The organism is Seohaeicola zhoushanensis, from assembly GCF_014656415.1.
GTDB classification, from domain to species: Bacteria; Pseudomonadota; Alphaproteobacteria; order Rhodobacterales; family Rhodobacteraceae; genus Seohaeicola_A; species Seohaeicola_A zhoushanensis.
This window is the reverse complement of the sequence record NZ_BNCJ01000001.1, coordinates 354,448-372,105: the sequence shown is the minus strand read 5'-3', so window position 1 is coordinate 372,105 and position 17,658 is coordinate 354,448. Positions and strand designations below refer to the sequence as shown.

Annotated in this window: 15 protein-coding genes; 3 read left to right on the top strand and 12 right to left on the bottom strand. The window is 68.1% G+C overall.

Annotation, left to right across the window (positions count from 1 at the left end):
- Nucleotides 1-44 precede the first annotated feature (44 nt).
- From trxA to regB, 8 genes are all read right to left on the bottom strand, one after another.
- Complete coding sequence (gene trxA, locus IE266_RS01750; protein ID WP_189678309.1) at nt 45-365, bottom strand: thioredoxin; 321 nt, start codon at nt 363-365, stop codon at nt 45-47.
- A gap of 37 nt (nt 366-402) precedes the next feature.
- The gene (addA, locus tag IE266_RS01745; RefSeq protein ID WP_189678308.1) at nt 403-3,771 is read right to left on the bottom strand and encodes a double-strand break repair helicase AddA; all 3,369 of its coding nucleotides are present in this window, start codon (nt 3,769-3,771) and stop codon (nt 403-405) included.
- Nucleotides 3,768-6,698: a double-strand break repair protein AddB gene (gene addB, locus IE266_RS01740; RefSeq protein ID WP_189678307.1), complete on the bottom strand. Its 2,931-nt coding sequence runs from the start codon at nt 6,696-6,698 to the stop codon at nt 3,768-3,770. Before addB ends, addA begins: the two co-directional genes overlap by 4 nt.
- Nucleotides 6,691-7,374 carry a nucleotidyltransferase family protein gene (locus IE266_RS01735; protein WP_189678306.1) on the bottom strand — a complete coding sequence of 228 codons (684 nt, stop codon included), beginning with the start codon at nt 7,372-7,374 and terminating at the stop codon, nt 6,691-6,693. The genes addB and IE266_RS01735 overlap by 8 nt, the downstream gene beginning before the upstream one ends.
- Nucleotides 7,371-8,369: an aminoglycoside phosphotransferase family protein gene (locus IE266_RS01730; protein WP_189678305.1), complete on the bottom strand. Its 999-nt coding sequence runs from the start codon at nt 8,367-8,369 to the stop codon at nt 7,371-7,373. Before IE266_RS01730 ends, IE266_RS01735 begins: the two co-directional genes overlap by 4 nt.
- Nucleotides 8,362-8,841 (bottom strand): tRNA (adenosine(37)-N6)-threonylcarbamoyltransferase complex ATPase subunit type 1 TsaE, encoded by a 480-nt coding sequence (gene tsaE, locus IE266_RS01725; RefSeq protein WP_189678304.1) that lies wholly within the window; start codon nt 8,839-8,841, stop codon nt 8,362-8,364. The genes IE266_RS01730 and tsaE overlap by 8 nt, the downstream gene beginning before the upstream one ends.
- Nucleotides 8,842-8,882: 41 nt before the next feature.
- A complete protein-coding gene (locus IE266_RS01720; protein ID WP_189678303.1) occupies nt 8,883-10,418 on the bottom strand; it encodes a PAS-domain containing protein in 1,536 nt (511 codons plus the stop codon).
- An 84-nt stretch (nt 10,419-10,502) separates the two neighbouring features.
- Nucleotides 10,503-11,897, bottom strand: coding sequence for a sensor histidine kinase RegB (regB, locus tag IE266_RS01715; protein WP_189678302.1), 1,395 nt, complete (start codon nt 11,895-11,897; stop codon nt 10,503-10,505).
- Nucleotides 11,898-11,988: 91 nt separating this feature from the next.
- Between regB and IE266_RS01710 the strand changes: the two genes are divergently transcribed.
- From IE266_RS01710 to IE266_RS01700, 3 genes are all read left to right on the top strand, one after another.
- Nucleotides 11,989-12,609, top strand: a complete 621-nt coding sequence (locus IE266_RS01710; protein WP_189678301.1) for an SCO family protein — start codon at nt 11,989-11,991, stop codon at nt 12,607-12,609.
- A gap of 72 nt (nt 12,610-12,681) precedes the next feature.
- Nucleotides 12,682-13,236, top strand: coding sequence for an ActR/PrrA/RegA family redox response regulator transcription factor (locus IE266_RS01705; protein WP_189678300.1), 555 nt, complete (start codon nt 12,682-12,684; stop codon nt 13,234-13,236).
- Nucleotides 13,237-13,239: 3 nt separating this feature from the next.
- Nucleotides 13,240-14,427 carry a glycosyltransferase 61 family protein gene (locus IE266_RS01700; protein ID WP_189678299.1) on the top strand — a complete coding sequence of 396 codons (1,188 nt, stop codon included), beginning with the start codon at nt 13,240-13,242 and terminating at the stop codon, nt 14,425-14,427.
- A 139-nt stretch (nt 14,428-14,566) separates the two neighbouring features.
- Here the strand turns inward: IE266_RS01700 and IE266_RS01695 are convergent, their stop codons facing one another.
- The 4 genes from IE266_RS01695 to ychF all read right to left on the bottom strand — a co-directional run bounded on the left by IE266_RS01695 (nt 14,567) and on the right by ychF (nt 17,570).
- The gene (locus IE266_RS01695; RefSeq protein WP_189678298.1) at nt 14,567-14,971 is read right to left on the bottom strand and encodes a (R)-mandelonitrile lyase; all 405 of its coding nucleotides are present in this window, start codon (nt 14,969-14,971) and stop codon (nt 14,567-14,569) included.
- A gap of 26 nt (nt 14,972-14,997) precedes the next feature.
- Nucleotides 14,998-15,759 carry an SDR family NAD(P)-dependent oxidoreductase gene (locus IE266_RS01690; RefSeq protein ID WP_189678297.1) on the bottom strand — a complete coding sequence of 254 codons (762 nt, stop codon included), beginning with the start codon at nt 15,757-15,759 and terminating at the stop codon, nt 14,998-15,000.
- 85 nt (nt 15,760-15,844) lie between these two features.
- Complete coding sequence (locus IE266_RS01685) at nt 15,845-16,399, bottom strand: carboxymuconolactone decarboxylase family protein (protein WP_189678296.1); 555 nt, start codon at nt 16,397-16,399, stop codon at nt 15,845-15,847.
- Between the two features lie 73 nt (nt 16,400-16,472).
- Nucleotides 16,473-17,570, bottom strand: a complete 1,098-nt coding sequence (ychF, locus tag IE266_RS01680; protein ID WP_189678295.1) for a redox-regulated ATPase YchF — start codon at nt 17,568-17,570, stop codon at nt 16,473-16,475.
- Nucleotides 17,571-17,658: the final 88 nt, after the last annotated feature.

Here is a 17,658-nt window from a genome sequence, read left to right as displayed (position 1 = left end):
ACGGCGCCCCGTAGGAGCGCCGTAACCCAGGGTTGCCGTCCGGATCAGATCGACGAGTCGATCCAGTTCTGCAGGGCCGCTTTCGGCGCGGCGCCGGCGCGGTTGCTCACAACCTGCCCGTCCTTGAAGATGAAAAGCGCCGGAATGCCGCGCACGCCCATGGCGGCGGCCGAGTTCGGGTTGCTGTCGACGTCGACCTTGGCAACCTTGATCTTGCCTTCGTATTCCTTGGCAAGCTCCTCCAGCGCGGGGCCGATCTGCTTGCAGGGGCCGCACCATTCGGCCCAGAAATCCACCACGACGGGGATATCGGAATTCTTCACTTCGGCATCGAAGGTGGCGTCGGTCACGGCAACGGTCGACATGCGGGGTCTCCTGGAGGGATGTGTCAGGTTCGGAAACCTAGGTAGCAGAAGCCCCGAGGTCAAGATCTTGGGTGCGCCCCAGGGTTTCTGTCACAAGATCGTGCGGAAGGGGCATCAAGGAAGCGGCGCGGGTCCAGAGCACCGCCGTCTCGATCCTGCGCCGCGGCCAGATCTGCGCCAGCGCCGCCGCATAGGCGCCCATCTGCCGCAGGATCGCTTCCGGGCAGTCCTCGGCGCGAGCCGGGACGGTTCCGTTGGTCTTGATGTCGACCGCCAGGATCGAATCCTCGCCGATCAGCAGCCTGTCGATCACGCCGTGGATGCGCCGGTTGCCTATGCTCGCGGTCACCGGCACCTCGACCAGCACCTCCGCGCCCCAGAGATGGGAGAGTTCGGGATGATCGAGCGCCGCCGTGGCCTCGGCCAGAGCAAAGGCGCGTTCGTCATCCGTCGCGCAGGCGAGCAGCACTTCGGCCAGGGCCCCGCGTTCCGCCGCATCGACCGTCGGAAGATGCTCCAGCAGCCGGTGAATGCGCGTGCCGCGCAGCTTTGCCGCCTCGGTCTCGTCACCATCCGCCCCGGGCAGCGCCTTGGCCCCGCCCAGGTCAGAGGGGCTCAGCGTTTCGGGCAGCGCCGCCGGGACTGCTGCCGGGCGCTCGAACACCTCCGGTAGGGCGACCTTCGCGCGTTCCACCCGCTCGGGTTCGCGCAGCGGCAGATCCCACCAGTCATCCTCGACGAGCGAGAGGCCCAGGCCGAAGGGTTGCTCCGCCTCGACCGCTCCCGAGGCGCGCATTCCGGCCTCGACCAGGTCGTACCAGCTTGCCCCGGTCTCGCCCGCCGCGCAGACGATCAGCCACTTTTCGGCCCGTGTCAGAGCCACATAGAGCAGCCGCAGCCGTTCTTCCGCCTCGCGCTCCACCAACGCGGCGCGGGCCTCGGCCATCGCCGGGGGCATCGCATCGGCGGGCACGCGCCAGAGCGGCATGCCATCGACCTCGACCAGGTCGCCGCGCGGATCGATCTTGCGGTTGGCGGTGTCCGGCAGGATCACGATGGGCGCCTCAAGCCCCTTCGAGCCATGCACCGTCATCACCCGGATCATGTCGCCCGCCGATCCCAGCTGGCGCTTGATCTCGAGATCGTCGGTTTCCATCCAGACCAGGAAGCCGGTCAGGCTGGGCACCGAGGAGGACTCATAGGCCAGCGCCTGCGCCAGCAACGCGTTGATCCCGTCCTCGGCCTCGCTGCCCAGTCGGCCCAGCAAAGCCTTGCGCCCGCCGTGCCGGGTCAGGATCCGTTCGATCAGGTCGAAGGGGCGCAAGAAGTCGGCATTGCCGCGCAGGTCGGTCAGAATGGCGACCGTCGTCTCGAACTCGGCCCTGCGGTCGTAAAGCGCGTTCCACAGGAACCGCCCCGGCCCGCGCCGGTGCGCGAGGTCGAAGAGCTGCTGTTCGCTCCAGCCGAACAGCGGCGAGCGCAGCGCAGCCGCCAGCGAGAGGTCGTCCTCGGGCGTGGCGAGGAAACGGAGCAGCGCGGCGAGATCCTTGACCGCCAGCTCGGCCCCCACCTTGAGCCGGTCGGCCCCGGCAATCGGCAGCCCCGCCGCCTTGCAGGCCCTTATGATCTCGGCAAACAGGGTCGAACGGCGCTGCACCAGCACCAGCACGTCGCCGGGGCGCACCGGACGTCGGAACAGCCCGCCCTTGTCGCGGTCGGGTATGGTGTCATTGCCGTCGATCATCCCGCGGATCGCTTGGGCCACCTGCCGCGCCAGCACCACCTCGTGATGCTGCGCACCGGGCCGATCGACGGGATCGGTCCAGTCGGGCCGTTCCTCCTCGTCTGTCTTGGCGATCACCGGCCAGAGGTCCACCCGCCCCGGCAGGTCGGAATGGAAGGCCCGGTGCCGCCCGCCCGCCGGGAAACCGGCCTGTTCCTTGCCGGCAAAAACGTTGTCCACCAGCCGCAGGATCGCCTCGGCAGACCGGAAGGAATATTCTAGCGTCAGGTCGAACAGGGTTTCGCCGGTCGCCTGCAGCCGCCGCCCGAACTCGGCCTGCATCCGGTCGAAGGCGCCGGGGTCGGCACCCTGGAAGGAATAGATCGACTGCTTCTTGTCGCCGACCACGAAGATCGTGCGCCTTACATCCGCCCTTGCCCCCTCGCCCGTGGTGAATTCCTGCGCCAGTTTCTCGACCACGTCCCATTGGTCGGGGCTGGTGTCCTGCGCCTCGTCCACCAGGATATGGTCGATGCCGCCGTCAAGCCGGTAGAGCACCCAGGCAGCCACCGAGCGGTCGTTGAGCAACTGCCGCGCCTTCAGGATCAGGTCGTCGAAGTCGAGCAGCCCGCGCAGCTGTTTCTGGCGTTCATATTCTGGCAGGAAGGCGGCGGCGAAGGCGTGCAGCGCCTGTGCCTTGCGCAGGGCGGCAAGCGCGGCGCGCAGCGGGCGCGCGGCCTCGACGCGCAGCATCAGCGGTTCGATATCGGCCACCAGCGCGGCATGGGCCTTGGCCGTCGCCTTGGTAGGAACAGAGCCTATCTTGGCCGAAAACGGCTCTTTTGCCTTCGCGCCGGTCAGGAAGACGCCTTCGAGCAGCTCCAGAGCGGCAAGGTCCGCCGTCTTGACCAGCGCGAGCTTTGCGGCATTCTTCTGGTCGGTCGATGACCCCGCCGCCATCGCCTGCGCCAGCGCTGCGATGCTGCGCAGATCGTCACGGTCGAAGACCTCGGCCAGCAGCGTTGCCTCGTCCATGCCAGGCTCCAACCCGAAGAGACGGCACAAAGCGGCCTCGTCGCGGGGGCGCGACAGTTCGAGCCGGTGCTTCAGCACCGCGCCCAGCAACTCCTCCAGCCGCGCGTCCGAGACATGCGCGGCAAGCGCGTCAAGCAGCGGGCGTTGCGGCCCATCGGCCATGGCCTCGACGATCTGCCCGACCAGCAGCTTTGCCGCGCGGTCTTCCATCTCGGCGAATTGCGGGCTGACCCCGGCCTCGAGCGGGAAGCGCCGCAGCAGCGAGGAGCAGAACGAGTGGATGGTCTGGATCTTCAGCCCACCCGGCGCCTCGATGGCGCGGGCAAACAGCGTGCGGGCATGGCGCATCCGGTCGGGTGTCAGCGCACCCTCCACGCCCAGGACGTCCAATTCTTGAGCCAGCCCGGCATCGTCGAGCATGGTCCACTGCCCCAGCCGCCGGAACAGTCGGTTCTGCATCTCGCTCGCAGCCGCCTTGGTATAGGTCAGGCAGAGGATGTTCTGCGGCTCGACCCCGTCAAGCAGCAGCCGCGCCACCCGGTCGGTCAGCACGCGGGTCTTCCCCGACCCCGCATTCGCCGCCAGCCAGGTCGAGGCATCGGGCCGCGCCGCGCGCACCTGCGCTTCGGTTGCCGCGTCACGCTTCATTTCAGCACCTCCGGCGCTGCCTCGTCGCTGGCGTCCCATTCCCCGAAGCGCGCGAGGTGGTCATAGTTCCCCCGGTCGCTGTCTTTGAACAGCATCCGCCGCGCGGTGAACCCCTGCTCGGCCCGGTGATACTGGCGGATCAGCAGCACCAGCTTGGCCAGCACCTCGGTCGCGCTCTCTTCGTCCAATGGCGCGGGTTGTTCCGACAGGCTGCTGCCGATGCCGAGGAACAGCGCCGCTGCCACCGGGGCAGCCGGGATCTCGGGGAACAGCCCGCGTTCGGCCAGCGCCGCCTCGATCAGCAATTGCTTGTCGAAATGCTTCTGTTCCTTCGCGGTGGGCACATGCCCCGTCTTGTAGTCGTAGATCAGCAGATTGCCCTCGGCGTCGACGTCGATCCGGTCGGCGCGCCCGGTAAGCATAAAATCCACCCCCGGCAGCGGCACGCGCACCTTGATCTCCAGATGTTCGGGTCGCGCCAGAGCTTGCCGCCCCTGTTCCGCCGCGACGAAATCACCGGCAATCCGCCGCAACCGGGCCAGCCACAGCCGCCGCGCGGCGGGCCAGGGCACATCGGACTCGAGCACCCGCGCGCAATGGTCGAGCAACCGCTCGGCCGTCAGCAGGCCAGCATCATCGCGCACTTCCTTGATGAAGGCCTCGAGGATGTCATGCACCACGTTCCCCCGCAGTGCCGCGTCGGGTTCCATTGCCAGCGGGTCGAGCGGGTTCAGCCGCAGGACGTGGCGGGCATAGATGGCATAGGGGTCGCGGATCAGCGTCTTGATCTCGGTGATCGACAACCGCCTCGGCCGCGCCTCGACCGGCGGGCGCGGCGACGGGCGCCGCGCGCCCTCGATCCGGGGCGCCTCTTCCGCCGCCTCGGCGAGGTCGAGCCAGTGCTTGCCGCGCTGCCGCATCCCGGCCAGCGCCTCTTTCCCGGTACCCGGCAGCCCGTCGAGCAGGTTGGTCAGCCGGTTCAGCCAGCGCGAGGGCACGGTTTCGGCGTCGTCCGACCGGATCGCCCGCGTCAGCCAGACCTCGGGCGCGGCGATGGCCTGCTGGAAGTCATGCGCCGAAAGCCCGATCCGCCGCTCCGGCAGCAACAGCCCGGCTTGCAGGCGCAGCGCCCGGTTCAGCCAGGGGTCGGGCCGTGCCACCTCGGGCCAGGAACCATCGTTCAGCCCACCGAGGATCAGCAGCTCGGCGCCCTGCACCCGGGCCTCCAGCGTGCCCCAAATCAGGATGCCGGGATGCGGCTTGTCGCGGTCGCGGACCTCTTCGCCCGCTTGCAGCAGCGCCCCCAGCAGGTCGGAGAAGTCGCGCGCCGCCATTGCGCCGCCGTGCGCCGCTTCGGTTTCCAAAGCAGTCAGCGTCTTCAGCACCTCGCGCCCGGCGGCCTGTTCCCAGAGCCCGCCCGAGCCGGGGCCGGAGCTGCCTGCCGCCAGCAGTTCGGCCAGTTGCCGCAGCCGCGCAACCCAGTCGGTCAGCGCCAGTTCGCCGGAAACCGGCTGTGTGAAGAAACCGGCCGCAAGCCAGTCGAGCCAGGCAGCGGGCGGTGTCTCCAGCGTGTGGGCATAGGCCGCCAGGCTCGGCCCATCGGGAAACGCCGGGCCATGACGGCGCAGGTGAAGTTCCAGATTCCGGCTGTTCACCAAGTGCTGGTTCCGTTCCGGCCCCGAATGGCATAGCGGATGCTTCAGCAGGGTGATCAGCGCCTCGGCCGTCAGGCGTTCGCAGAACAGTGCCGCGACATGGCGCAGGAAGCGGCCCGGCGGCGAGAGGTGCAGCGGCATCCCGGCGCTGTCGTCGGGCACGATCCCCCAGCGGTCGAGCGCGGCTGTGACCCGCCGCGTCAGCATCCGGTCCGGGGTTATCAGCGCCGCCGTCTGCCCGGTTTCCGCCGCTTCACGCAGTCGCAGGGCGATGGCCAACGCCTCGCTCCTCGGGTCCGGCGCCTCGACCAGCGTCATCGCCCCGGTCGCCGCGCCCAGATCGCCAAGCCGTGGGCCTTCGTCCAGCCAGGCATCGGTGAAGGGCGCGGGCCGCAGCGCAAGCGAGACCAGCCGGTTGCGCGCCGGCGCAGGCGGCGGTGTATCGGTCCAGCCGGCGATATCGCCGGGGGTCAGGTCCAGCCGGTCCATCAGGTGCGCGAAACGGTATTGCGGGTGATCCTCGGCCCCGCTGGTGCGCAACAGGTCGGCCCAGACGGTGCCCGGCTGGTCAATGTCAAAGCCCGGCAGGATCACCGCGCCCTGCGGCAGCCGCGCGACGGCCTCCATCAACATCAGCGTCGTGCCCCGCGACCCGGTCGAACCGGCAATCACCACCGGATGCCGCGGCGGATCAACCGCCCAGCGTTCGATCAGCGCCTCGACCGCCTGCCGCTGCACCCGCGCCGGATCGAGCGCGCCATCCGCTTCGGCATAGCCCTCGGCGATTCCGATGAAGGTCAGCGCCCGCGCCCAATGGCCCGACATGTCGGCCACGTCGAGCCCGTGCAACGTGCCCGGCGCGACGCCCTCCTCGGCCATCTCGTCCATCAGCCCGGCGAGGCTGTCGGCGAGGTCATAGATCGAGGCCCGCGCCGCCAGATCCGGCTGCCGGTCGAGCAGCAGCGAGACCAGTTGCGCCAGTTGCAGCCGGCGGCGCAGGCCGGAATTGGCTTCGGGCACCGGCATGGTCGGGGCCAGCGCCGAGAGGTCGGTGATGAGCGACAGCAGCGGCAACAGCCTCGGCGGACCGGCGTCCTGCAGCGCCCTTATCCGCCGCGCCATCCGCTGGGTGTTGACGATCAGGTGAACCCGGGCAGCCGCTTCGGGCGGCTGCCCGGCCAGCCGCGCGTCGAGCCCCGCCAACAGCTCTGCCGGAAAGTCGGCGCCCGAGGGCAGCGCGAAGACGCGCGGTTTGTCGGTCGGTTCAAACATCAGGCTCTGACAACAGGTTTTCGGCGATCCGGATGCCCTCGGGATGCCCAACGTCGCACCAACGCCCCGAGTAGACGGCACCGAACAACCGCCCACGCGCCGCGATCCTGTCCCAGACCTCGTTCATCGAGAATACCCGCCCCTCATGCCCCGCCACCTCGGCGGTCGCGATCACCTGCGCGCCGCCATAGACGTAGTCGCCACTGCGCGAGATCCGGCCTTCTGCATCGAGACAGAAGTCGCCCCCCTTCTCGCGCCCCACCGTCCGCGCCACCGGCACGCAGATCAGCAGCGCGTCCATCCGCGCCGGGTCCCATTGCGCCAGCAGCTGCGCCAGCGGGTTCGGCCCCTTCCAGATCGCGTCGGTGTTGAGCGTTATCACCGTGTCGTCACCCAGCAACGGCAGCGCCGCCTTCAACCCGCCGCCGGTTTCGAGGATATCGGGCACCTCCTGCGAGATCGCCACACCCCTTGGTTCCAGGTGAGCCGCCAGCATCCCGGCCTTGTAATGCGCGTTCGCCACGATCTGCGTGGCCCCGATACCCTGCACGAGGTCCAGCGCGTGGTCGATCAGCGGCCGCCCGGCGACCTCGATCAGCGGCTTGGGCCGTTCGCGGGTCAGCGCGCCCATGCGCGTCCCGAAGCCCGCGGCGAACATCAGCACCGGCAGGGTCATGCGCGCTTCAACTTTGCCAGCACCTCGGGCGTCGGCGCGGGCAGGCTGGCCCGCAGCAGATCGGCGACCGGCTCCAGCGCCGAATGGTCGAGGTCGCGCATCACATGGGCCCAGACCTTGGGGATCATGTCGACGTAATGCGGTTTGCCGTAATCGAGCCCCAGCCGCCCGAACACGCCCAGGATCCTCAGATTGCGCTGGGCACCCAGCACCATGTAGGCGGTGCGGAAGGCGGTTTCGTCCGCTCCGGTGCGGGCGATGTAATGCGCCAGCATCTCGGCCTCGACCTCCGGCGAAACATCGCGCCGCACGTCCTGCAAAAGCGAGACAAGGTCATAGGCCGGATGCCCCGCCATCGCGTCCTGGAAGTCGAGCAGCCCGACCCGCGCCGCGCCCTCCCGTTCGGGCAGCCATAGCAGGTTGTCGGCGTGGTAATCGCGCTGCGCCAGCACGGGCTTGCCGCCCGTCGTCCGCTCCATGATCTCGCGGAACCGCGCCGCGAATTCCGACTGCGCCGTCGCGTCCTGCCCCACCACCGGGTCGCGATACTTGCTGAAGGCCAGGCAGGCCATCTCGGTCATCCGCTCGGGCCCATAGGGCGCAAGCGCGGGCATCGGTGCATCGGCCAGTACTACCAGAACCTCGGTCGCGGCGCGGTAAAGCTCCGCCTCGACCGACGGATCGCGCGGGATCACCCGCGAGTAGAGGTCGTCGCCAAGGTCCTCGATCAGCAGGAAGCCGTTGGTGGGATCCTCGGCCAGAATCTCCGGTGCGCTCAACCCCAGCCCGTGCAGGTGCCGCGCGATGCGCACGAAGGGGCGCACGTCCTCGCCCTTCTCCGGCGGCGCGTCCATCAATACCGCTGTTCGCCCCGTGCCATCGCGCAACCGTTCGTAGCGGCGGTTCGATGCATCGCCGGCCAGCGGTCCCCGGTTGGCCCCGGCCATGACGGTGGTGGAAAGGAAGGCGTCGGCCAGGGTCTTTCGGTCAGTCATCTTGCAGGAATTCCAGTCGTGCGGCCCATTTCGGATCGCTCCAGGTGAAGGTGATGCGCCGGGTGTCCTCCAGCATCGCGTCGGGCGCAAGGCTGATCGTCAACGCCGAGAGCGGCGTCATCACGCCCAGCCGGTCGGGCCATTCCACCAGGCAGATCGCGGTCTCGAAAGCCTCGTCCAAACCCAGCTCGACCAGCTCGCTCACGTCTCCCAGCCGGTAAAGGTCGGCGTGCCAGATCTCGCCCGCCGGGCTGTCATAGCTCTGCACCAGCGTGAAGGTTGGCGAGGGGATGTCCTCGTCATGCTCCAGCAAGGCACGGATCAGGTGGCGGCAGAAATGCGTCTTGCCGGCGCCGATCGGCCCCTCGAACAGCAGCGTATCGCCCGGATGCAGGCGCACGCCGAGCCGTTCGGCAAGGCGCCCGGTGGCCTCGGGCGAGGGAAGTGCAAGGGTAAGCGGGGCATCGACCATCCGGCTACAATGGCCTCGCCCCGAACCCGCCGCAAGCGGGATCAGCCGTGTGCGCCCGCGGCGGTGGCCCGGTCGTTGCGCAGCGGTGTCGAGGCCCGCGCCAGCCGCTGGAACGACACCATCGTCGCGCCCTTCTGCAGCGGAATGATCCGGCAGGAGACCGGTTCGCCGCTGGTCAACTGGACATCTGCCCACCAGTCCGTGCGGTTCTCGCGAAGGCCGACAAAATCGCGGATCTCGCCCCAGAGCGGGCTGGCCTTGCACTGCTTCTGCCAGGTCCGTGTCGCCTCGATCACCGAGATCTGCGCAAAGCTGTTATCGGGGTCCACCGACCAGAGCTCGCGATAGGCAGCGTTGGTGACGGTCAGGCTGCCGTCGGCGGCAAAGACGGCAATGGCATGGTCCAGCCTGTCGAGAATGCACTGGCCCATTTCCAGGTCGGACCTGAAGCGCCGGGTCAGCGTGATCTCGGCGGTGATATCCTCGAAGAGAAAGGCAATTGCCCCGTCGGGATGCGGTCGCCCGCTCACCGAGTAGACAGAACCCGAGGGCAGCGACCAGGTCTCGTGGTAGCGCCCGTCCGAGGCGGCGGCGACGAGGTCGGCCATCCGGTGCCGCCAGCTGCTGTAGTTCTTCGGCTCGGGCATCATCTTGCGGTCACGCAGGTGGTCGAAGAACGACAGCATGTTGGGCCGCAGGGTCAGGAACTCGGGCGAAAGCCCGGTCAGGTCGACAAGGGCCGGGTTGAAGAGGGCAAGCTGCCGGTTTCTATCGAAGATCGCCAGACCGATCGACAGCTGCGCGAAGGTCTTCGCCAGCGTCTGCACGAACTGGCGCTGGGCGTCCTCGGCTTCGACCATGGCGTCGGCGTCGATGGCATAGCACAGCGCGCCTGCGCCCTCGGTCACCACCGACACGTCGAACCAGCGCTTGGCGCCATCCTCGGGCGTCACCACCGGCAGCCGCCGCTTGCCCGACCCGGCCGCGACGAGCAGGGGAAACAGCGGGCGGCTCTGATCCGGCCCCTTTTGCCGGTCGAGACGGGCATAGGCCGGGTTTGTCCAGCGCACCTGCCCTTCCTCGGTCACCTGCCAGATCGGAAAGGGAGAATGCTCCACCGCACCGCGCAGGGTCGCCAGTTCCTGCCGCTGGGCGAGCAGTAACCCATTGCCGCCCGGCGCTGCACCGCCTTCGCTGAGTTCGACCCGGATGATGCCGTTCAGCCATTCGCAGATCAGTTCGGTGTCATCGTCCGGTCCGACCGAGGGCACGCTGATCCGCATGGCGTTGCGGATCAGGGTCTGTTCACTGGGAACACCGGGAAACTGCCGCCGCAGCCAGTTGCAGAGGCTGGCCCAGTCGGGGCGCTGGGCATCGCCGTCGAACAGGATCCGCGCACGGTCGGACAGGTCGAGCAGGTCGTTGCCGTCGAACAGCCAGACTGCGGTATCTCCCAGCGGGCCAGGCCCTCGGTTGCGCCGCGCAAGTCCGGGCATGAGAACACAGACCGCGATCAACGCCGCCAGCAGGCTTGCCCCCCCGATCAGGACCCAGTCCTGCAACTGCGCTGCCATCATCACCCGAATATCCCTCGTTGCCGGATCATGCCGGCATATTTTCGGACATTGGTTAATGCAGGCTTAACGTCCGCGAGGGGCCGGTCAGATTCGGATCGGCTGGTTTGCCCCCAGCGGCACGGCGTTGTCCTTGTGCTGGGCATCGATCTTGGCGCGCGGCCATGAGACCTCGACCACCGCACCGATCCGGGGGCCGGCGTCGGTGTCAAGCTCGGTTCGGTCGGGTCCGTTGGCAAAGCTTAGTTCTGCCCCGGTGCGCTCCAGCAGCGTCTTGGCGATGAACAGGCCGAGTCCCATGCCTTCGTATTCTGGCCGCGAGCGCCGGTCGCTCTCGCTGCGGCGGCGACGCACGAAGGGATCGCCGATCCGTCCGATCAGATGCGGCGGAAAGCCGCGCCCGTCATCGAGGATCCGCACCGAGATCCGCTCGTCTGTCCATGCCGACTCGATCCAGACATTGGCCCGCGCGAAGTCCACCGCGTTCTGCACCAGGTTGCGCAGCCCGTGGATCACCTCGGGCTTGCGCAGGATCGAAGGCACCGCCGACGCCTCCCTGTCCGGCATCTCGGCGAAATGGATCGCCTTGCCGCGCCCCAGGTGCGGCTCGGCGGCCTCGGCCAGAACCGCGCTCAGCGGCGCCTGGCGCAGGTGCAGGTCGTCCTTTCCGGCGCGCCCCATGTCGCGCAGGATGTCGCGGCAGCGGTCGGCCTGCTGCCTGATCAGCGCAGCGTCCTCCTGGAGTTCGGGCCGGTCCTCCAGCTCTTCGTAAAGCTCGGCGCTGGTCAACTTGATCGTCGCCAGCGGCGTGCCCAGCTCGTGCGCTGCCGCCGCCACCACGCCACCGAGGTCGGTCAGCTTCTGCTCGCGCGCCAGTGCCATCTGTGTCGCCGCCAGCGCCTCGGTCATCGACTGGATTTCCGAGCTCACGCGCCGCGAATAGGCTCCCATGAACAGCACGGCGATGGTAATCGCCACCCAGTTCCCGAAGACGAAGAGCTGCGGCAGCTTGAGGATCGTGCCGTCTTCCAGCATCAGCGGCATATGGTTGCTCGCCAGCACCGTCACCAGCAGGATCGCCGCCCCGCCCACCAGCAGGGTCGAACGCAGCCCCAGCACGTTGGCAGAGATCGTCACCGGCGCCAGCAGCAGCATGGCAAAGGGATTGTGTAGCCCGCCGGTCAGATACAGCAGGAAACCCAGCTGCAGCAGGTCGAACATCACCATGAGCAGGTTCTCGGATTCCGTCAGCCGCTTGTTCTGCGGAAACACGAAGATCGCGATGAGATTGCCGATCACCGAGGCGCCAACCGCGAGATAGCACAGCCCCACCTCCAGCCGAAGCCCGTAAACCACCTGCGCCACCGCAAGCGCCGCGAGCTGCCCGGCGATGGCCACCCAGCGCAGCAGGATAAGCGTGCGCAGACGGATCCAGGTGCTGCGTTCCTGCCCGTAGGGGTTGAAGGTGCCAGACGACAACATTGTGACCTTTCGCGCCTTGCGCCTGATGAAACTCTTGATAGGTCTGCGCGCAGATCCGATCAACCGCATAGAAGAACAGGGGGACTGGCCGATGCGCCCGCTCTATGTCTACCTCGCCTCGGGAGCCCTGACCGTGCTCGTAGTCGTGCTTTGGCTGCTCACGGTGTTCAAGTCCGACGATGACCGCTATGCCCAGTGCCGCACCAGCCAGATCGCCGGCGGTGCCGGCCAGATCGGCGGGCCCTTCGAGCTGCTCAATGCCAAGGGCGAGACGGTGACCGACAAGCAGGTCATCACCGAGCCTTCGCTGATCTACTTCGGCTATACCTTCTGCCCGGATGTCTGCCCGCTCGACATGTCGCGCAACGCCGATGCGGTCGACCTGCTTGCCGAACAGGGCAAGTCGGTGACCCCGGTCTTCATCTCGATCGATCCGGAGCGCGACACGCCCGAGGTGGTCGGCGATTTTGCCGCCAACATCCATGACAAGGCGATCGGCCTCACCGGTTCGCCCGAGCAGGTCAAGGCCGCCAGCCAGGCCTACCGCACCTATTACAAGGCGCATCCCGAACAGGGTGAGTTCTATGCCGTCGACCACTCGACCTTCAGCTATCTCGTGCTGCCGGGCTACGGGTTCGTCGACTACTTCCGCCACGAGGAAAGCGCCGAGGCCGTGGCCAAGCGCGCTGCCTGCTTCCTCGACAAAAGCTGAAGGTGCAACGGCGTTTGACCTTTCAGGCGCCGCTGGCCATACTTGACACAACTCGGGACAGGAGGAACGGGAATGGCGGACGGGTCACAGGCCGACTTGGGGCCAGACAAGTCGCTCTTGTTGGTAGACGATGACGAGCCCTTCCTGCGCCGTCTCGCCAAGGCCATGGAAAAGCGTGGTTTCGAGATCGAGATGGCCGGTTCGGTCGCCGCCGGGCGCGCGGTCGCCACGGCCCGCCCGCCGGCCTATGCGGTGGTCGACTTGCGGCTCGAGGACGGCAACGGTCTCGACGTGGTCGAGGTGCTGCGCGAGAAGCGGCCCGACTGCCGTATCGTGGTGCTGACCGGCTATGGCGCCATCGCCACGGCGGTGGCGGCGGTCAAGGTCGGCGCGACCGACTACCTGTCCAAGCCCGCGGATGCGACCGACATCACCAACGCCCTGCTGGCCCGCACCGATGCCCTGCCGCCCCCGCCCGAGAACCCGATGAGCGCCGACCGGGTCCGCTGGGAGCATATCCAGCGGGTCTACGAGCTTTGCGACCGCAACGTGAGCGAGACGGCGCGGCGGCTGAACATGCACCGCCGCACGCTGCAACGCATCCTCGCCAAGCGCAGCCCGCGCTAGGCCTTGGCGCGCGCCGACTCCCCTGGTCCGGAGGGCCAACCCCTGCCCGAGGGCGGCTGGTCGGAAGAGATCGTCACCCTGCGCGAGGCGGTGGTGGTACCCCCCGATGCGCCGGGTTTCGTCCAGCCGGCCGGGGTTCTGGCGGCCGATGGCAGCTATTGCGCCCATGGCGTGCTCTGGCGAAAGTACCGCCCGCTGAACTCTGCCCCCGCCATGCCGGGCGAGGTCACGGATCGGCTGCCGGGCCGCTGGCTCTGGGGTGGTGTCCTGTGGTCGCATTTCGGGCATTTCCTGGTGGAAAGCACCGCGAGGCTCTGGGCGCTCGACCGTGACACCGGGCATTTCGACGGCATCCTCTTCATGCCGCGCCGCGCCAAGGTCGGCGAGACGGTGCGCAAGTATCATCAAGAGTTCATCGGATTGATGGCGCGCGACCTGCCGATCCGCATCGCCGCCGAACCGCTGCGGGTCGAGGAACTGGTGGTACCCGGCCAGGGCTTTGGCCTCGGCCGCATCACCGCGGGGACGCAGAGCTACCGCGATGCTATCCACCGCCGCTTTGCCACGTCCATCGCGCCGGAGGGGCCGGAGCGGCTCTACATCTCGCGTTCTGCGCTGGGCCTGCGCAAGGGCGGGCTGCTGGGCGAAGAGCGGCTGGAAGAGCTGTTGGCCGCCGAGGGCTACGTGACCTTCCACCCCCAGCAACACAGTATTTCGGTGCAGATCGCTCGCTACAAGGCGGCGAAGCGGATCATCGCGGCGGATGGGTCGGCGGTGCATCTCTTCGCCATCGTCGGCCGCGCCGATCAGCCGCTGGCCATCGTGATGCGGCGGCAGTCGACGGCGAACAACCTGCTGGTGTCGAACGTGACCCATTTCTGCGGCGCGCCGCCGCTGGAGATCAACGCGCTGCGCACCGAATGGATCAGTGCCCGTGGCAAGCAGGCCTCGAACCGGCTGTCCTTCGGGGAACTCGATCACCCTGCCATCGGTCGCGCGCTGGCCGAAGCGGGATTCATCGGTGCAACCGACTGGCCGGAAACCACCGAGGAGGAACGCCAGGAGATGTTCCGGGCCAAGGGGCTTGGCCGCAAGGGCCGCTTCACCGAGGCACCGCACCACGTCCGCCGCCGCGTCCAGGCCATGCGCGCCGCCCGTCGCGCGCGCAAGGCGGCGCAGGCGGAGAGCTGAGGCCCCGCTTCCACGCCTGGTGGCCAGCGTCAGTTTGGGGGCGCTGCCCCCACCGCCCTTCGGGCGGCCCCCCGGAGATATTTTTGAAGAAGAGAAGTTGGGGGTGCGGCGCCCTTGTCCGCGAGATCTCTGGCCAGCTTCAGGCGGGCGGGCGCGCGTAATCTGCGTCGCTGACCTGTTCGAGCCAGTCGGCAGCCTTGCCGTCGACTGCTTCCTGGATCGCCAGATGCACCATCCCCGTGGTCGGGCCGGCGCCGTGCCAATGCTCTTCGCCTGGCGGGATCCAGATGGTGTCGCCGGCGCGGATCACCCGCGGCGGCGCGTTGCGCAGGCCGAAGAGGCCCGCGCCGGAGAGTACATGCAGCGTCTGTCCCAGCGGGTGGGTGTGCCAGGCCGTGCGCGCGCCGGGATCGAAGGCGACCCGCAGGGCCCGCACCCTTGCGGGGGCGGGCGCTTCGACGATCGGGTCCTGCCAGACCGTGCCGGTGAAATAGTCGGAACTCGCCCTGAGCGTCGGACGCGATCCTGCGGCAAAGAAGTCCATCTGCAGCCCTCCCGTTTGCTATCGCCTTATTTGGGCGCCATCCGGATCGCGCCGTCAAGCCGGATGACCTCGCCGTTCAGCATCGGGTTGTCGATGATGGCGGCCACCATCTTGGCATATTCCGACGGATCGCCGAGGCGGCTCGGGAAGGGCACTTGTGCACCGAGCGACTCCTGTGCCTCCTTCGGCAGCGAGGCGAGCAGCGGGGTCAGGAACAGGCCCGGCGCGATGGTCATCACGCGGATGCCCCAGCGGGCGAATTCGCGGGCGATCGGCAGGGTCATGCCCACCACGCCGCCCTTCGAGGCCGCATAGGCCGCCTGGCCGATCTGACCGTCGAAGGCGGCGACCGAGGCGGTGTTGATGATGACGCCGCGCTCTTCGCCGACCGGTTCTTCCTTGTGCAGGGCGGCGGCGAACTTGGAGAGCACGTTGAAGCTGCCGAGCAGGTTCACGTTGATGACGGTGGCGAAGTCCTTCAGCGGCAGGGCCGAGCCGTCGCGGCCGATCACCTTGGCCGGCGGGCCGATGCCGGCGCAGTTGACCAGGATGCGGGCCTTGCCATGCAGCCCCTCGGCGGCGGCGATGGCCTCTTCGACGGCGCTCTCGTCGGTGACGTTCACCTTCTGGAAGGCGCCGCCGATCTCCTTGGCCTTGGCCGCGCCCAGGTCGGCGTTCATGTCGAAGATCGTGACCTTGGCGCCGGCCTTCGCCAGCATCTCGGCGGTTGCCCCGCCCAGCCCCGATGCGCCGCCGGTAACGATGGCGGCCTGTCCGTCGATGATCATGCTTGTGGTCTCCCCTTGATGGCCGCAAACGGCCGTTCGGTTTCTGAATGCCCGGAAAGCCGGCCGTCGGCAACCCGACGCGACGTCACGTCGCGTTCAGTGGACGCGCGGCCAGTTCCGCCGCGACGTCGTCGTCGAGCGGGGTGCCGCAACTGTTCAGGATGTATCCGAGGGTGGAATAGAAGCCGACCGTCGCCAGGACGTCGAACATTCCCTCGCGCCCGACCAGGTTGACCAGTCCCTCCTGCGTGGCGGGCGAGAGGCGTTTCGCGGTGAACAGCTCGTCGACCGCGCTGGCCAGTATCGCGTCCTCCGGGGCCATCCCGGCCAGCGCGCCCTTGATCGAGGCGATGCGTGCATCGCTCATGCCGCAGGCGCGCCCGCGCGAGACGTGGTGGTTCCACTCGTAGTCCGAGCCGAGGTTCACCCCGGTGCGCAGGATCACCACCTCGCTGAACTGCTTGCCGAGCACGTTGTCGATGACGACATGGCCGCGCAGCGGTGCCCAGGCCCGCAGCAGCGCGGGATGATGCGCCATCGTGCGGTAGACGTTCAGCCGGCCCGCGAAGCCATCGCGCAGTTCGGCCGCGGCCTCGGGCCAGTCGGTATCGGTGATCGGGGGAAAGGCGGTATCGGCCATGGCGGTGCTCCATATGCGCTGTCTGCCCCGGCCTAGCGCATGGCGCGGGCCGAGGCAAAGGGAACCGCCGGGATCAGGTGTTGAACAGGAAGTGCATCACGTCGCCGTCCTTGACGACATAGCTCTTGCCCTCGGAGCGCATCTTGCCGGCTTCCTTGGCGCCCTGTTCGCCGCCCAGGGCGACGTAATCGTCATAGGCGATGGTCTCGGCGCGGATGAAACCCTTTTCGAAGTCGCCATGTATCACCCCGGCGGCCTGGGGCGCCAGCGTGCCCTGGCGGATCGTCCAGGCGCGGGCTTCCTTGGGGCCGACGGTGAAATAGGTCTCGAGGTGGAGCAGCGCATAACCGGCGCGGATCAGACGGTCGAGACCGGCCTCGGTGAGGCCCATCTCGCCGAGGAACATCTGTGCCTCCTCGTCGTCGAGCTGGCTGATCTCCTCCTCGATGCGGGCCGAGATCACGACATGCGAATTGCCCTCGGCGGCGGCCATCTCGGCCACTTTCTGCGACAGGGCGTTGCCCTCGGCGGCATCGGCCTCGGCGACGTTGCAGACGTAGAGCACCGGCTTGGTGGTCAGCAGCTGCAGCAGTTTCCAGGCGCGGGCGTCCTCTGCATCGACCTTGACGGTGCGGGCCGGCTTGCCACTCTCGAGCGCGGCCTGGGCGGCGGCGAGGAGGCGGTCCTGCTGCTGGGCTTCCTTGTCGTTGCCCTTGAGCTTGCGCACCAGGTTGGCGCGGCGTTTCTCGATGCTCTCGAGGTCAGCCAGCATCAGCTCTGTCTCGATGGTTTCGGCATCGGCGACCGGGTCGACGCGGCCTTCGACATGGGTGATGTCGCCATCCTCGAAGCAGCGCAGCACATGGGCGATGGCGTCGCATTCGCGGATGTTGGCGAGGAACTGGTTGCCGAGGCCCTCGCCCTTGGAGGCGCCCTTCACCAGGCCGGCGATGTCGACGAAGGTCATCCGGGTGGGGATGATCTGCTTGGAACCGGCGATGCTCGCCAGCTTGTCGAGCCGCGCGTCGGGCACCGCCACGTCGCCGACGTTCGGCTCGATGGTGCAGAACGGGAAGTTGGCGGCCTGGGCCGCGGCGGTGCGCGTCAGCGCGTTGAACAGGGTCGACTTGCCGACGTTGGGCAGGCCGACGATCCCCATCTTGAAGCCCATGTGCGCATCTCCGGATAAGATTTCGCGCCGCTTCTAGTCATGCGGGGCTTCGGGCGCAAGCGGATGGCCGGGACCATCCGCTTGCGTG

What these genes read in the sequence shown, in the direction of transcription:
- trxA (WP_189678309.1), bottom strand. Translation starts at nt 365, where the DNA reads ATGTCGACCGTTGCCGTGACCGACGCCACCTTCGATGCCGAAGTGAAG.
- addA (WP_189678308.1), bottom strand. Translation starts at nt 3,771, where the DNA reads ATGAAGCGTGACGCGGCAACCGAAGCGCAGGTGCGCGCGGCGCGGCCC.
- addB (WP_189678307.1), bottom strand. Translation starts at nt 6,698, where the DNA reads ATGTTTGAACCGACCGACAAACCGCGCGTCTTCGCGCTGCCCTCGGGC.
- IE266_RS01735 (WP_189678306.1), bottom strand. Translation starts at nt 7,374, where the DNA reads ATGACCCTGCCGGTGCTGATGTTCGCCGCGGGCTTCGGGACGCGCATG.
- IE266_RS01730 (WP_189678305.1), bottom strand. Translation starts at nt 8,369, where the DNA reads ATGACTGACCGAAAGACCCTGGCCGACGCCTTCCTTTCCACCACCGTC.
- tsaE (WP_189678304.1), bottom strand. Translation starts at nt 8,841, where the DNA reads ATGGTCGATGCCCCGCTTACCCTTGCACTTCCCTCGCCCGAGGCCACC.
- IE266_RS01720 (WP_189678303.1), bottom strand. Translation starts at nt 10,418, where the DNA reads ATGATGGCAGCGCAGTTGCAGGACTGGGTCCTGATCGGGGGGGCAAGC.
- regB (WP_189678302.1), bottom strand. Translation starts at nt 11,897, where the DNA reads ATGTTGTCGTCTGGCACCTTCAACCCCTACGGGCAGGAACGCAGCACC.
- IE266_RS01710 (WP_189678301.1), top strand. Translation starts at nt 11,989, where the DNA reads ATGCGCCCGCTCTATGTCTACCTCGCCTCGGGAGCCCTGACCGTGCTC.
- IE266_RS01705 (WP_189678300.1), top strand. Translation starts at nt 12,682, where the DNA reads ATGGCGGACGGGTCACAGGCCGACTTGGGGCCAGACAAGTCGCTCTTG.
- IE266_RS01695 (WP_189678298.1), bottom strand. Translation starts at nt 14,971, where the DNA reads ATGGACTTCTTTGCCGCAGGATCGCGTCCGACGCTCAGGGCGAGTTCC.
- IE266_RS01690 (WP_189678297.1), bottom strand. Translation starts at nt 15,759, where the DNA reads ATGATCATCGACGGACAGGCCGCCATCGTTACCGGCGGCGCATCGGGG.
- IE266_RS01685 (WP_189678296.1), bottom strand. Translation starts at nt 16,399, where the DNA reads ATGGCCGATACCGCCTTTCCCCCGATCACCGATACCGACTGGCCCGAG.
- ychF (WP_189678295.1), bottom strand. Translation starts at nt 17,570, where the DNA reads ATGGGCTTCAAGATGGGGATCGTCGGCCTGCCCAACGTCGGCAAGTCG.